Raw genomic sequence first — 13738 nt, 5'->3', positions numbered from 1 at the left:
CCAAATCGGTGGGGAGAACTGATCTCCCTCAGTGTCCGCAAGAGACGCCAACAGGGAGTGATGCATGGCCACCGCCGCCAGAAAAGCGCCTGCCAAATCTAGATCCGACGGCAAATCGGCGGGGCTTTCAGCCCCCAAACCTGTCGACTTCACCAAGGACGAGGAGCTTGACGCCTACCGGCGCATGCTGCTTATCCGCCGCTTCGAGGAAAAGGCCGGCCAGCTCTACGGCATGGGCTTCATCGGCGGCTTCTGCCATCTCTATATCGGCCAGGAAGCAGTTGTCACCGGCATGAAGATGGCGCTGATCGACGGCGACCAGATGATCACCGCCTACCGCGACCATGGTCACATGCTGGCGATGGAACTGTCGCCGCGCGGCGTCATGGCCGAATTAACCGGGCGCCGCGGCGGCTTGTCCAGGGGCAAGGGCGGCTCCATGCACATGTTCTCCAAGGAGAAGCATTTTTACGGCGGCCACGGCATTGTAGGCGCGCAGGTTTCGCTCGGCACCGGCCTCGCCTTCGCCAATCGCTATCGCGGCAACAACAACGTGACACTGACCTATTTCGGCGACGGCGCCGCCAATCAAGGCCAGGTCTATGAGAGCTTCAACATGGCCTCGCTGTGGAAGCTGCCGGTGATCTACATCATCGAAAACAACCGCTATGCCATGGGCACCTCGGTATCGCGTTCGTCGGCCGAGACGGATTTTTCGCACCGCGGCGCCTCCTTCAAGATCCCCGGTATCCAGGTCGATGGCATGGACGTCCGCGCGGTCAAGGCAGCCGGCGATCTCGCAACCGAATGGTGCCGTGACGGCAAGGGGCCACTGATCCTCGAAATGCAGACCTACCGCTACCGCGGCCACTCGATGTCCGATCCGGCAAAATACCGCTCCAAGGAAGAAGTGCAGAAGATGCGCTCCGAGCGTGACCCGATCGAGCAGGTCAAGGCGCGCCTGCTCGACAAGAATTGGGCCGACGAGGACGAGCTCAAGACCGTCGACAAGGAGGTTCGCGACATTGTCGCCGACGCCGCCGAATTTGCCCAGAACGACGCAGAGCCGGATCCGTCCGAGCTCTGGACCGACATCGTATTGTAACGAGAGGGCAAGGACATGCCGATCGAAATTCTCATGCCCGCTCTCTCGCCGACCATGGAAGAGGGCAATGTTTCCAAATGGTTGAAGAAAGAGGGCGATAAGGTTGTCGCTGGTGATGTCATCGCCGAGATCGAGACCGATAAGGCCACGATGGAAGTCGAGGCCGTCGACGAAGGCACGCTAGCCAAGATCGTGGTTCCTGCCGGCACCGAAGGTGTCAAGGTCAACACGCTGATCGCCGTGCTCGCCCTTGATGGTGAAGACATCGACAAGGCAGGCGAAGGCATCGGCGAGGAACCTGCCGAGGCTGAAACAGCAGCGCCAGCGCCTGCTGCGGCCAAAAGCGAGGGCGCAGCACCTGTCGCCGCGGCGCCGAGAACCGAAATCGCCGCCGATCCCGACATCCCGGCCGGCACGGAAATGGTCTCGACCACCGTGCGCGAAGCGCTGCGTGACGCGATGGCCGAGGAAATGCGCCGTGACGACGACGTCTTCGTGATGGGCGAGGAGGTCGCCGAGTACCAGGGCGCCTACAAGATCACGCAAGGGCTGCTGCAGGAATTCGGGGCGCGGCGCGTCGTCGATACGCCCATCACCGAACACGGTTTTGCCGGCGTCGGCGTTGGCGCGGCGATGGCCGGCCTGAGACCGATCGTCGAGTTCATGACCTTCAACTTCGCCATGCAGGCGATCGACCAGATCATCAACTCCGCCGCCAAGACGCTCTATATGTCCGGCGGCCAGATGGGCGCGCCCATCGTGTTTCGCGGGCCGAACGGCGCGGCCGCCCGTGTCGCCGCCCAGCATTCGCAGTGCTATGCCGCCTGGTACAGCCACGTTCCCGGCCTGAAAGTGGTGATGCCCTACACCGCCGCGGACGCCAAGGGGTTGCTGAAGGCCGCGATCCGCGACGCGAACCCGGTCATCTTCCTCGAGAACGAAATCCTTTACGGCCAGTCCTTCGACGTGCCGAAGATGGACGATTTCGTGCTGCCGATCGGCAAGGCGCGCATCCACAAGTCAGGCAAGGATGTCACCATCGTCTCTTTCGGCATCGGCATGACCTACACGGTGAAGGCCGAGGCCGAATTGCGCGGCATGGGCATTGATGCCGAGGTCATCGACCTCAGGACCATCCGCCCTCTCGATTTCGACACCATTATCGCCTCGGTCAAGAAGACCAATCGGCTGGTGGTGGTGGAAGAAGGGTTTCCGCAGAGCTCGGTCGGCGATCATATCGCCAACCAGGTGTCGCAGCGCGCCTTCGATTTCCTCGACGCGCCGGTCATCACCATTGCCGGCAAGGACGTGCCGATGCCCTATGCGGCGAACCTCGAAAAGCTGGCGCTGCCCAATGTCGGCGAGGTCGTCGAGGCGGTCAAAGCCGTCACATATCGCTGAGCAGGGCGGGAGGAAAACATGCCGATCAACATCACCATGCCGGCCCTCTCGCCTACTATGGAAGAGGGCAATCTGTCCAAATGGCTCGTCAAGGAGGGCGATAAGATTTCGCCGGGCGACGTGATCGCCGAGATCGAGACCGATAAGGCGACGATGGAAGTCGAAGCCGTTGATGAGGGCACGGTGGCCAAGCTGGTCGTTCCGGCCGGCACCGAAGGCGTCAAGGTCAACGCGCTGATCGCCGTGCTCGCAGCCGAAGGCGAAGATGCGGCGGCTGCCGCGAAGAGCGGTGACGGCGCTGCGCCGGCAAAGGCCGAGGCTCCGAAAGCGGAGGCCCCCAAAGCTGAAACACCAAAGCCCGAAGCGCCGAAGCCGGAACCTGCCGCCGCACCTGCGCCCAAGGCGGAAGCGGCTCCGGTCGCCAACGGCCATGCAAGCGAGCGCACCTTCGCCTCGCCGCTTGCCCGTCGCATCGCCCGGGAAGCCGGTGTCGATGTCTCCGTGGTGACCGGCTCCGGCCCGCATGGCCGCGTGGTCAAAGCCGATGTCGATGCAGCGATTTCCGGTGGCGGCGCCAAGGCGGCACTAGCCGCGAGAGCCGCACCTGCCGGCGCTCCGGCTCCGGCTGTCGCGCCAAAGCCAATGTCGGACGACCAGGTGCTAAAACTGTTTGCCGAAGGCTCCTACGAGCTTGCCCCGCATGACAACATGCGCAAGACCATTGCGCGCCGGCTTGTCGAGGCCACGACCACCATCCCGCATTTCTACCTGACGCTCGACTGCGAGCTCGACACGCTTCTGGCACTGCGCATGCAGATCAACGCGGCCGCCCCGGTGAAAAAGACCGATAAGGGGGAGGCGCCGGCCTACAAGCTGTCGGTCAACGACATGGTGATCAAAGCGATGGCAATGGCGCTGATGGCGGTGCCGGATGCCAACGCCTCCTGGACCGAGAGCGCGATGGTCAAGCACAAGCATGCCGATGTCGGCGTTGCCGTATCGATCCCCGGCGGCCTGATCACGCCGATCATCCGGCGCGCCGACGAAAAGACGCTGTCGGTCATCTCGAACGAGATGAAGGATCTTGCCAGCCGTGCTCGCAGCCGCAAGCTGAAGCCGGAAGAATACCAGGGCGGCACCACGGCAGTGTCCAATCTCGGCATGTTCGGCATCAAGGACTTTGCCGCCGTCATCAACCCGCCGCATGCGACGATCCTGGCGGTCGGCGCCGGCGAGGAGCGTGCGGTGGTCAAGAACGGTGAGATCAAGATCGCGACAATCATGTCGGTGACGCTGTCGACCGATCATCGCGCCGTCGACGGCGCGCTCGGCGCCGAACTGCTCGGCGCCTTCAAGCGCATGATCGAAAACCCGATGGGCATGCTGGTCTAAAAAGGAAGAAGGCGGTGCGGAAATTCTTCACCAGCCTTTTTCCCTTCAGCCTTCCAGGCATCGTGACGATCATCGTGCAATGGCTGTTCGTGGGCTGGCGGGTAAAGCGCGCACAAGCAGGCTTTGGCGGGAGCGGGGCAAGCGCATGAAAACAGTCCTTTGCTACGGCGACTCGCTGACCTGGGGCTATGATGCGGCAAGTCTGGATCGCCACCCGCTCAAGGACCGCTGGCCGAGTGTGCTGCAGGCGACGTTGGGGGACGGTATTGAGGTCATCGCCGAAGGTCTGAACGGTCGCACGACGGCTTTCGACGACCATCTGGCTGGCGCCGACCGTAACGGCGCAAGAATGCTGCCGACGATCCTGATGACGCATGCGCCGATCGACCTGATCATCATCATGCTCGGCGCCAACGACATGAAGCCGTGGATCCACGGCAATCCGGTCGCCGCCAAACAAGGCATGCAGCGCCTGGTCGATATCGTGCGCGGGCACGATTACCCATTCGATTGGCCGGCGCCGCAGATCCTGATCGTCGCGCCGCCCGCGGTCAGCCGCACGGAAAACGCCGAGTTCAAGGAAATGTTCGCCGGCGGCGATGAAGCGTCGAAGCGGCTGGCACCGCAATATTCCGCCCTTGCCGACGAGGCCGGCTGCGGCTTCTTCGATGCGGGCTCGGTGGCCGAGACCACGCCGCTCGACGGTGTCCATCTCGACGCGGAGAACACGCGGAAAATCGGGCAGGCATTGGCGCCAATCGTGCGCGTCATGCTGGAACTCTAGAGAATCAGGGAGAAATCCGTGGCTGAGAACTACGACGTCATCATCATCGGCTCCGGCCCCGGCGGCTACGTCACGGCGGTGCGTTCCGCCCAGCTCGGCTTCAAGACGGCAATCGTCGAGCGCGAGCATCTCGGGGGCATCTGCCTCAACTGGGGCTGCATCCCGACCAAGGCGCTGCTGCGCTCGGCCGAGATTTTGCACTATTCCGATCATCTGAAGGACTACGGCTTGAAGATCGACGGCACGGTCAGCGTCGATACCGCTGCCGTGGTCGACCGCTCGCGAAAGGTCTCGTTGCGGCTGAACGGCGGCGTCGCCTTCCTGATGAAGAAGAATAAGGTCGACGTCATCTGGGGCGAGGCCAAGCTTTCCAAGGCGGCTTCCGGCGATAAGCCGGGCGAGATCGTCGTGTCGAAATCGTCGAAGAAACCGATGGAGCCGCAGCCGCCGGCGCCCAAGGGCGTCAAGGGTGAGGGCACCTACACCGCCAAGCACATCATCCTGGCGACCGGCGCCCGACCGCGCGCGTTGCCCGGCATCGAGCCCGACGGCAAACTGATCTGGACCTATTTCGAAGCGATGGTGCCGAAAGAGATGCCGAAATCGCTGCTGGTGATGGGTTCGGGCGCAATCGGCATCGAATTCGCCTCATTCTACCGGACCATGGGCGCGGAGGTGACGGTGGTCGAGTTGTTGCCGGCGGTGATGCCGGTCGAGGACGCAGAGGTCTCGAAATTCGCGCAGAAGCAGTTCGAGAAGCAAGGCATGAAGATCATCCTCGAGGCCAAGGTCACCAAGGTCGAGAAGGGTGCGAATTCGGTAACCGCGCATGTCGAGATGAAGGACGGCAAGGTTGAGAAGATCACCGCCGACCGGATGATCTCGGCCGTGGGCGTGCAGGGCAACGTCGAGAACCTCGGCCTCGAAGCGCTCGGCGTGAAGACCGAGCGCGGCTGCGTCGTCGTCGACGGCTACGGCAACACCAATATGCCCGGCATCTATGCCATCGGCGATGTCGCCGGCCCGCCCATGCTCGCCCACAAGGCCGAACATGAAGGCGTGGTCTGCGTGGAAAAGATCGCAAATTTTCCCGGCGTGCACGCCACTGACAAGCTGAAGATTCCGGGCTGCACCTATTGCAACCCGCAGGTTGCCTCCGTCGGGTTGACTGAAGCGAAAGCGAAGGCCGAGGGCAAGGACATCCGCGTCGGCCGCTTTCAGTTCGCCGCCAACGGCAAAGCCATCGCGCTCGGTGAAGACCAGGGTTTCGTCAAGACCATCTTCGACAAGATGACTGGGCAGTTGCTCGGCGCGCATATGGTCGGCGCCGAAGTGACCGAGCTGATCCAGGGCTTTGTCGTGGCGATGAACCTGGAGACCACCGAGGAAGAACTGATGCATACGATCTTCCCGCATCCGACTCTGTCGGAGATGATGAAGGAAAGCGTCCTCGACGCCTATGGCCGCGCGCTGAACGCGTGATAAATTGACCGCGTGAGACTCGACACGTGAAAGCCAAGGAACTCAACGGCAAGGTAATTCGTTTCCGGATGCATTCATCACACAAGGAGAGGGCATATGGACGTGAATGGCGTGGGCTGGATTACAGCCATCATTATCGGCGGTTTAGCGGGGTGGCTTGCCGAGATGTTCATGAAAAGCAACATGGGCATCTTGATGAACATCGTTCTGGGCATCGTCGGCGCGATCGTGCTGAATGCCATCCTGCAGGCGCTCAACATTGGCGCGTTCGGCGCCGGCTGGATCGCTTATCTGATCACCGGTTTCGTCGGCGCCTGCCTGCTGATCTGGGTAGGGCGCATGGTGCGCCGTTAGTCGCTGAACTCTTGCCATGCGAAAACGGCTGTGGCGGCATGCGCCGCCGCGGCCTTTTTCTTTGCAGCGAAAAGTCCTAGATGACTTCTGAAAGCGAACGCCGGAAGGCGATCGCGAATGAACTGGATTTCTGATGGTCACCGTCCTCGACACGATCGCCAATGCGCCGCGCCTGCGGCATCCTGAAAAGGCGCACAAGCCTGACCAGGATGTGCTGCGCAAGCCCGACTGGATCCGCGTCAAGGCGCCGATGTCGAAAGGCTATGCCGAGACGCGCGAGATCGTGAAGTCGCACAGACTGGTGACGGTGTGCGAAGAGGCGGGTTGCCCCAATATCGGCGAGTGCTGGGAAAAGAAGCACGCCACCTTCATGATCATGGGCGAGATCTGCACGCGCGCCTGTGCCTTCTGCAACGTCGCCACCGGCATTCCGACCGCGCTTGATCCCGATGAACCGGCGCGCATCGCCCATGCGGTCAAGCAAATGGGTCTGACCCATGTCGTCGTCACCTCAGTCGACCGCGACGATCTCGCCGATGGCGGAGCTCAGCACTTTGCCGAGGTCATCCGCGCCATCAGGGCGGCAACGCCTTCGACGACGATCGAAATCCTGACGCCTGACTTCCTGCGCAAGGAAGGCGCGCTGGAGATCGTAGTGGCGGCAAAGCCGGACGTGTTCAACCACAATCTGGAGACCGTACCGTCGAACTATCTGACGGTCCGGCCGGGCGCCCGTTATTTCCATTCGATCAGGCTCCTGCAGCGGGTCAAGGAGCTCGATCCGTCGATCTTCACCAAATCCGGCATCATGGTTGGCCTGGGCGAGGAGCGGAACGAGATCCTGCAGCTGATGGACGATTTGCGTTCGGCCAATGTCGACTTCATGACCATCGGCCAGTATCTGCAGCCGTCGAAGAAGCACCATCCGGTGATCCGCTTCGTCACGCCGGAGGAATTCAAGTCCTTCGAGACGATCGGCCAGACCAAGGGCTTCCTGCTGGTGGCGTCAAGCCCGCTGACGCGCTCATCGCACCATGCCGGCGACGATTTCGCCAGGCTGCGCGCGGCGCGGGAAGCGTTTCTCAGGAAATCCGCCTAACAAACTGGTTTCATGCCACAATTCGAAGCCCATCGCCGCGTCACGCATACGCCTGAACAGATGTTCGCCCTGGTCGCCGATGTCGAATCCTATCCGCAATTCCTGCCGCTTTGCGAGGCACTGACGGTTCGCTCGCGCAAGGAACGCGACGGACGCACCCTGCTCATCGCCGACATGAGCATTGGCTACAAGGCGATCCGCGAGACTTTCACCACGCAGGTGTTTTTGAAGCCTGACGAGAACGCCATCGACGTCAAATACATCGACGGCCCGTTCAAATATCTGAGCAATGCCTGGCGCTTCGAGCCGGCCGACGGCGGTTGCAATGTCTGCTTCTTCATCGACTACGAATTCAAGAGCCGTATTCTGGGTGCGGTGATGGGAGCGATGTTCGATCGCGCCTTCCGCATGTTCTCCGAGGCGTTCGAGAAGCGGGCCGACGTCATCTATGGCGCAACGCCGGCAGCCTGATCCGCGGCGAGTGCGCGCAAGCCCAGTTCAAGCGCTTGCCTGACCGTCTCCCGGCGGATGAAATTGCGGCCCTTATCGGCGAACAACTGGCATTCGCTGACGACCGGCCGGCCAGTCAAGGCGATGCCGAACCAGACCAGGCCGACGGGCTTTTCCGTCGAGCCGCCGCCTGGACCGGCAATGCCGGTGACCGCAAGGGTTAGCCCGGCGCGCGAACGGGTCAGGGCGCCCTGCGCCATCTCGACCGCCGTTTCCCGGGAGACCGCGCCGTGCGCCTCAAGCGTGGCGGCGGACACGCCGAGCATCTCCGTCTTGGCCTCGTTGGAATAGGTGATGAAACCCCGGTCGACCACCGTGGAAGAGCCGGCGATGTCGGTCAGGGCGGCGATGATCATGCCGCCGGTGCAGCTCTCGGCCGTCGCCAGCATGATGCCGCGCTGTTGGCAGGCCTGAAGCAGGGCATCTACGAGATCGCTGTTGCTCATTCGGGGACATCCCCTGGAAACACGACGCTGGCGGTCGCGATGGCCGCTATGCCTTCCTCGCGGCCGACAAAGCCGAGCTTTTCGTTGGTTGTCGCCTTGATCGAGATGCGGTCTCGGGAAATTGCCAGCATTGCCGAAAGGGTTTCGGTCATTGCTTCGCGATGTGGGCCGATGCGCGGCGCCTCGCAGATCAGCGTGATGTCGGCATTGGCGATGCGCCCGCCGCGCGCGCGTACCAGCTTCGCCGCATATTCGACGAAGATCCGCGAGGCCACGCCTTTCCACTGCGGATCCGAAGGCGGGAAATGCGTGCCGATGTCACCGGCGCCGCAGGTGGCGAGCAGCGCGTCGGTCAAGGCGTGCAGGCCGACATCGGCATCCGAATGGCCGGACAGTTTCTTTTCGTGCGGGATAGAGACGCCGCACAAGGTGACATGATCGCCCGGCTCGAAGGCATGAACGTCGTATCCATTGCCGGTGCGGCTGTCCGGAAAACGCGGCCGTTCGCCGGAAAGCCGCTGATCCGCCATCGAAATATCCCTTGCCCAGGTGAGTTTGACATTATCCGGCGAACCCGGAACAATTTTCACCGGAATATGCGCCCATTCGGCAATCGCGGCATCGTCGGTGAAGTCTGCCTTGCCAAGATGATGGGCCTTTTCATGGGCGGCCAGGATCGGCCAGAACGGAAAGCCTTGCGGCGTCTGGGCGGCATGAAGCCCGTTCCTGGAAACTGTCTCGCCGATCATGCCGGCGGCCGACTCACGTTTCAGCGTATCGGCGACGGGTAGGGCAGGGAGCGCTCCCTGGCGCTCGCCGATGCCGGCGATCGTACGGTCTATCAATTCCGCGTCGACGAACGGGCGAACGGCATCATGGACCAGAACCTGGCTCGGTGCATAGCCTCTCAGCGCAAGCAGCCCGAGCCGGACGGAGTCCTGCCTGGACGCGCCACCGGTCACCGTGATGACCCGATCGGCGTTGGCCCCGGCGGCGCTGCGAAAAAGCGCGCTGTCGTCGGCGTGGATGGCGACGACGACAGGACCGATTCTCGGATGTGCCAAAAACATATCCAATGTGCGCGCGATGACGGCACGGCCACCGATCCTTTGGTATTGCTTCGGTCCGTCGGCCTGACCGGCGCGCGCGCCGCGGCCGGCGGCGACGATAACAACGGCAACCTTGTCGTCCGCAGCCAAAGCTCGCATTTCGCTTGGATCTGTCATGCCGAGACGCTTAGCGCATGATCCCGAAAAGTGGAATCGCTTTTCGGAAGAGATCATGCGCAGGTGCAAAGTGTCAGAGCGTCCTGCTTTGAGCGTGGTATGGGCGGAACGCCAGCATTTTTCCCAAATGCGCCTTAATGTGACGTCATTGCGCGTTGCACATTGCTGCCATTCTGGCTAGAGAATGTGCAGCAATTAAGAATGCTTGGTTTTTGTGCATGCTTGACCTGACCAAATTGGCGTCGCCGCTGGACGTGGGTAGCGTGAGAATCCGCAATCGCGCCTTCCTCGCGCCCATGTCGGGTATATCAGATGAGCCGTTCCGGCAGCGTGCCTATGCGCATGGCGCCGGATTGGTCGTGTCGGAGATGGTGGCGAGCGGCGAGCTTGCCAGGGGCAGAGCCGGTTGCAGCCTGCGCATCCGCCATTCCGGGCTGCCTGTGCACATGGTCCAGCTTGCCGGCCGTGAGGCGGCGCATATGGCAGAGGGCGCCCGAATCGCTGCGGGCGAGGGCGCCGACATCATCGACATCAACATGGGCTGCCCGGCCAAGAAGGTGACGGGCGGCTATGCCGGTTCGGCGCTGATGCGCGATCTCGATCACGCTTTGTCGCTGATCGAGGCGGTGGTCGGCACCGTCGAGGTGCCGGTCACGGTTAAGATGCGGCTCGGCTGGGACGAAAGCGCGCTCAACGCGCCGCTGCTGGCGCGCCGCGCCGAGCAGGCGGGCGTCAAGATGGTGACGGTGCATGGCCGCACGCGTTGCCAGTTCTACCAGGGCAAGGCGGACTGGCGCGCCATCGCGCGCATAAAGCAGGCTGTGTCGATCCCGGTCGTCGCCAATGGCGATGTCGGCTCGCCGGCGGAGGCAGCAATGATCCTCGACCAGTCGGGCGCCGACGCGGTGATGATCGGCCGCGCGCATTATGGCGCGCCCTGGACGGCAGGCAGCATCGCGGCAGCCGCGGCAAAAGAGACAACGCCTGGTGCGCCCGAAAGTCCGCAAGCGCTGGCCGACTACATCGTTGCCCACTACGAGGACATGCTAACGCTCCACGGCATCGAAAGCGGCGTGCGCCAGGCGCGCAAGCATCTTGGCTGGTATCTCGACCGCCACGCCGCTGGCGTCGTTGATGAGCGGCGGAAGGCCATCCTCACCTCCTTCGAGCCCGTCCGCGTCGTTGCCGCGTTGCGCGAGGTGTTTTCACGCGCTGCCGAGACGATGAACCTGCGGAGCGCAGCATGAATGCCACCGTTGCACAGAGCATGGATATGGCGGACGCCGCCCACATCCTACTCAACACCATCCGCCGCCCGGTGATCATGGTCGATGCTGAAGGGGTCATCACCTTCGCCAATGCCGATGCCGAAGATTTCTTCCGCTCGAGCGCGACCATGCTCGCCCGCAACACATTACCCAAGCTCATTCCCTTCGGCAGCCCACTGCTGACGCTTGTCGACCAGGTGCGCGAGCGCCGGGCGCCCGTCAACGAATACCGGGTCGACGTATCGTCGCCGCGCCTCGGCATCGAGAAGGTCGTCGACCTCTATGTCGCGCCGGTGTCGGAATTCCCGGGCTCCGTCGTGGTGATGTTCCAGGAACGATCGATGGCCGACAAGATCGATCGTCAGATGACGCACCGCGGTGCGGCACGCTCGGTGACCGGCCTTGCTGCGATGCTCGCCCACGAGATCAAGAACCCGCTATCCGGCATCCGGGGTGCTGCCCAGCTGCTCGAACTGTCCGCTTCCGACGAAGATCGCGCGCTGACCCGGCTGATCACCGACGAGACCGACCGCATCGTCTCGCTGGTCGATCGCATGGAGGTGTTTTCCGACGAGCGGCCCATCGACCGCTATCCGGTCAACATCCATGTCGTGCTCGACCATGTGAAGGCGATTGCCAAGAACGGTTTTGCCAAGCGGATCAAGATATTGGAGGATTATGATCCATCATTGCCTCCGGTTTTCGCCAACCGCGACCAGCTCATCCAAGTGTTTCTCAACCTGGTCAAGAATGCGGCCGAGGCCATTGGCGGCGATCCGCAAGGCGAGATCACGCTGTCGACCGCGTTCCGGCCGGGCATCCGTGTTTCCGTTCCGGGAACGCAGGGCCGCGTATCGCTGCCGCTGGAATTTTGCGTGCGCGACAACGGTTCTGGCGTCTCCGAAGATATCCTGCCGATCCTGTTTGACCCCTTCATCACCACCAAGCCTAACGGGTCGGGGCTTGGTCTGGCGCTGGTTGCGAAAATCGTCGGCGAGCATGGCGGCATCATCGAATGCGATTCAACGCCGCGCGCAACCACCTTCCGCATCCTGATGCCAGCCTGGAAAGTAACGCCGTTCGGCACAGACGACGATGGTGAAGGAGACCGCAAATGACGGTTCGCGGCAATATTCTCGTCGCCGATGACGATGCGGCCATCCGCACCGTCCTCAATCAGGCGCTTTCGCGCGTCGGCCATGAGGTGCGCGTGACGTCCAACGCCTCGACGCTGTGGCGCTGGGTGGCGGCGGGCGAGGGCGATCTCGTCATCACCGACGTGGTCATGCCGGACGAAAACGCTTTCGACATGCTGCCGCGCATCAAGAAGGCACGGCCGGAACTGCCTGTGATCGTCATGAGCGCCCAGAACACGTTCATGACCGCGATTCGCGCCTCCGAAACCGGCGCCTACGAATATCTGCCGAAACCGTTCGACCTGACCGAGCTTCTCAACATCGTTAACCGGGCGCTTTCCGAGCCCCGACGGCCGAAGATCGATGCGCGGGCCGACGAGCCGCCGGAAACGATGCCGCTGGTCGGCCGCTCGGCCGCCATGCAGGACATCTACCGGATGCTGGCGCGCATGATGCAGACCGACCTGACGGTGATGATTTCAGGCGAATCGGGCACCGGCAAGGAACTGGTGGCGCGCGCGCTGCACGAATACGGCCGCCGCCGCGGCGGCCCGTTCGTCGCGATCAACATGGCGGCGATCCCACGCGACCTGATCGAATCGGAACTGTTCGGGCACGAGAAGGGCGCCTTCACCGGCGCGCAGAACCGCTCCACCGGCCGTTTCGAGCAGGCCGAGGGCGGGACGCTCTTCCTCGACGAGATCGGCGACATGCCGATGGAAGCGCAAACGCGCCTGCTGCGTGTCCTGCAGCAGGGCGAATATACCACCGTCGGCGGCCGTACGCCGATCAAGACCGACGTGCGCATCGTCGCCGCCACCAACAAGGATCTGCGCACGCTGATCAATCAAGGGCTTTTTCGCGAGGATCTGTTCTATCGCCTGAATGTCGTGCCGCTAAGGCTGCCGGCGCTGCGCGAGCGGTCCGAGGACGTTCCGGATCTCGTCCGGCACTTCTTCAAGCTCGGCGCCAGCGAAGGCCTGCAGACCAAGCGCATTTCCACAGGCGGCATCGAGTTGATGAAGCGCTATCCGTGGCCAGGCAACGTGCGCGAGCTCGAAAATCTTGTCCGCAGGCTGGCCGCGCTCTATTCGCAGGATGAGATTTCCGCCGAAGTCATCGAGGCGGAACTGAAGACCGGCGAGAGGCCGGTCGTTCCCGGTGGCGGCAACCTCATACCCGACGATCTGTCCATCGGCCAGGCGGTGGAACATTTCCTGCAGCGCTATTTTGCTTCGTTCGCCGGCGATTTGCCGCCCGCCGGCCTCTATCAGCGTATTCTCTCCGAGGTCGAATATCCGCTGGTCCTGGCCTCGATGACGGCAACCCGCGGCAACCAGATCAAGGCTGCGGAACTCCTCGGGCTCAACCGCAACACGCTGCGCAAGAAAATTCGCGAACTCGGCGTCAACGTCTATAAATCGAACAGGCAGGCTTAGAGCGACGTCCGTCCGTTCGGACGTACAAAGTTCGCTCTAGCACTTTGAGTTGTCGCATCGTGCTTTCCGAAAAAATCGATTCCGATTTTTCGGGCT

The 13738-nt window shown here is 62.5% G+C and carries 14 protein-coding genes; 12 read left to right on the top strand and 2 right to left on the bottom strand.

All coding sequences use genetic code 11. From position 1 onward, the window contains the following. The first annotated feature begins 64 nt into the window (after positions 1-64). From pdhA to IHQ72_RS22315, 9 genes are all read left to right on the top strand, one after another. The gene (gene pdhA, locus IHQ72_RS22355; protein WP_374120268.1) at positions 65-1105 is read left to right on the top strand and encodes a pyruvate dehydrogenase (acetyl-transferring) E1 component subunit alpha; all 1041 of its coding nucleotides are present in this window, start codon (positions 65-67) and stop codon (positions 1103-1105) included. A 15-nt stretch (positions 1106-1120) separates the two neighbouring features. Next, positions 1121-2506 carry a pyruvate dehydrogenase complex E1 component subunit beta gene (locus IHQ72_RS22350; protein ID WP_258117301.1) on the top strand — a complete coding sequence of 462 codons (1386 nt, stop codon included), beginning with the start codon at positions 1121-1123 and terminating at the stop codon, positions 2504-2506. 18 nt (positions 2507-2524) lie between these two features. After that, a complete protein-coding gene (locus tag IHQ72_RS22345; RefSeq protein ID WP_258117299.1) occupies positions 2525-3898 on the top strand; it encodes a pyruvate dehydrogenase complex dihydrolipoamide acetyltransferase in 1374 nt (457 codons plus the stop codon). A gap of 14 nt (positions 3899-3912) precedes the next feature. Then, entirely contained in the window at positions 3913-4047 is a 135-nt protein-coding gene (locus IHQ72_RS22340) for a hypothetical protein (protein WP_258117297.1), read from the top strand. Further along, complete coding sequence (locus tag IHQ72_RS22335; RefSeq protein ID WP_258117295.1) at positions 4044-4682, top strand: SGNH/GDSL hydrolase family protein; 639 nt, start codon at positions 4044-4046, stop codon at positions 4680-4682. The genes IHQ72_RS22340 and IHQ72_RS22335 overlap by 4 nt, the downstream gene beginning before the upstream one ends. An 18-nt stretch (positions 4683-4700) precedes the next feature. Next, positions 4701-6164 carry a dihydrolipoyl dehydrogenase gene (gene lpdA, locus IHQ72_RS22330; protein ID WP_258117294.1) on the top strand — a complete coding sequence of 488 codons (1464 nt, stop codon included), beginning with the start codon at positions 4701-4703 and terminating at the stop codon, positions 6162-6164. Between the two features lie 96 nt (positions 6165-6260). Beyond that, the gene (locus IHQ72_RS22325) at positions 6261-6518 is read left to right on the top strand and encodes a GlsB/YeaQ/YmgE family stress response membrane protein (RefSeq protein ID WP_258117293.1); all 258 of its coding nucleotides are present in this window, start codon (positions 6261-6263) and stop codon (positions 6516-6518) included. A 133-nt stretch (positions 6519-6651) separates the two neighbouring features. Then, positions 6652-7617, top strand: coding sequence for a lipoyl synthase (gene lipA, locus IHQ72_RS22320; RefSeq protein WP_258117292.1), 966 nt, complete (start codon positions 6652-6654; stop codon positions 7615-7617). Between the two features lie 12 nt (positions 7618-7629). Beyond that, positions 7630-8088, top strand: a complete 459-nt coding sequence (locus tag IHQ72_RS22315; protein ID WP_258117290.1) for a type II toxin-antitoxin system RatA family toxin — start codon at positions 7630-7632, stop codon at positions 8086-8088. On the opposite strand, the gene IHQ72_RS22310 is transcribed toward IHQ72_RS22315, so the two are convergent. Together IHQ72_RS22310 and IHQ72_RS22305 are read right to left on the bottom strand one after the other, a co-directional pair. Further along, positions 8064-8573, bottom strand: a complete 510-nt coding sequence (locus IHQ72_RS22310; protein ID WP_258117288.1) for a CinA family protein — start codon at positions 8571-8573, stop codon at positions 8064-8066. The two genes, IHQ72_RS22315 and IHQ72_RS22310, sit on opposite strands and share 25 nt — an antisense overlap. Then, positions 8570-9781, bottom strand: a complete 1212-nt coding sequence (locus tag IHQ72_RS22305) for a bifunctional 2-C-methyl-D-erythritol 4-phosphate cytidylyltransferase/2-C-methyl-D-erythritol 2,4-cyclodiphosphate synthase (RefSeq protein ID WP_374120404.1) — start codon at positions 9779-9781, stop codon at positions 8570-8572. Before IHQ72_RS22305 ends, IHQ72_RS22310 begins: the two co-directional genes overlap by 4 nt. A gap of 236 nt (positions 9782-10017) precedes the next feature. Here IHQ72_RS22305 and dusB point away from each other — a divergent pair, with 236 nt between their 5' ends. The 3 genes from dusB to ntrC are packed head-to-tail and all read left to right on the top strand — an operon-like array spanning position 10018 to position 13642. After that, positions 10018-11046 (top strand): tRNA dihydrouridine synthase DusB, encoded by a 1029-nt coding sequence (gene dusB, locus IHQ72_RS22300; protein WP_258117286.1) that lies wholly within the window; start codon positions 10018-10020, stop codon positions 11044-11046. Further along, on the top strand, positions 11043-12185 hold the full coding sequence (locus IHQ72_RS22295) for a two-component system sensor histidine kinase NtrB (RefSeq protein ID WP_258117281.1): 1143 nt from the start codon (positions 11043-11045) through the stop codon (positions 12183-12185). Before dusB ends, IHQ72_RS22295 begins: the two co-directional genes overlap by 4 nt. Continuing rightward, positions 12182-13642 carry a nitrogen regulation protein NR(I) gene (gene ntrC / locus IHQ72_RS22290; RefSeq protein ID WP_258117280.1) on the top strand — a complete coding sequence of 487 codons (1461 nt, stop codon included), beginning with the start codon at positions 12182-12184 and terminating at the stop codon, positions 13640-13642. Before IHQ72_RS22295 ends, ntrC begins: the two co-directional genes overlap by 4 nt. The last annotated feature ends 96 nt before the right edge of the window (positions 13643-13738 follow it).

Origin of the sequence: Mesorhizobium onobrychidis, from assembly GCF_024707545.1 — a bacterium.
GTDB lineage: Bacteria > Pseudomonadota > Alphaproteobacteria > Rhizobiales > Rhizobiaceae > Mesorhizobium > Mesorhizobium onobrychidis.
Note: the sequence above shows the minus strand (reverse complement) of the source record. Positions and strands in the feature narration are given on the sequence as shown.

Bases quoted from the DNA above. Each gene is read 5' to 3' on its own strand.
- pdhA (WP_374120268.1), top strand. From the start codon at position 65: ATGGCCACCGCCGCCAGAAAAGCGCCTGCCAAATCTAGATCCGACGGC.
- IHQ72_RS22350 (WP_258117301.1), top strand. From the start codon at position 1,121: ATGCCGATCGAAATTCTCATGCCCGCTCTCTCGCCGACCATGGAAGAG.
- IHQ72_RS22345 (WP_258117299.1), top strand. From the start codon at position 2,525: ATGCCGATCAACATCACCATGCCGGCCCTCTCGCCTACTATGGAAGAG.
- IHQ72_RS22335 (WP_258117295.1), top strand. From the start codon at position 4,044: ATGAAAACAGTCCTTTGCTACGGCGACTCGCTGACCTGGGGCTATGAT.
- IHQ72_RS22325 (WP_258117293.1), top strand. From the start codon at position 6,261: ATGGACGTGAATGGCGTGGGCTGGATTACAGCCATCATTATCGGCGGT.
- lipA (WP_258117292.1), top strand. From the start codon at position 6,652: ATGGTCACCGTCCTCGACACGATCGCCAATGCGCCGCGCCTGCGGCAT.
- IHQ72_RS22315 (WP_258117290.1), top strand. From the start codon at position 7,630: ATGCCACAATTCGAAGCCCATCGCCGCGTCACGCATACGCCTGAACAG.
- IHQ72_RS22310 (WP_258117288.1), bottom strand. From the start codon at position 8,573: ATGAGCAACAGCGATCTCGTAGATGCCCTGCTTCAGGCCTGCCAACAG.
- IHQ72_RS22305 (WP_374120404.1), bottom strand. From the start codon at position 9,781: ATGCGAGCTTTGGCTGCGGACGACAAGGTTGCCGTTGTTATCGTCGCC.
- dusB (WP_258117286.1), top strand. From the start codon at position 10,018: ATGCTTGACCTGACCAAATTGGCGTCGCCGCTGGACGTGGGTAGCGTG.
- IHQ72_RS22295 (WP_258117281.1), top strand. From the start codon at position 11,043: ATGAATGCCACCGTTGCACAGAGCATGGATATGGCGGACGCCGCCCAC.
- ntrC (WP_258117280.1), top strand. From the start codon at position 12,182: ATGACGGTTCGCGGCAATATTCTCGTCGCCGATGACGATGCGGCCATC.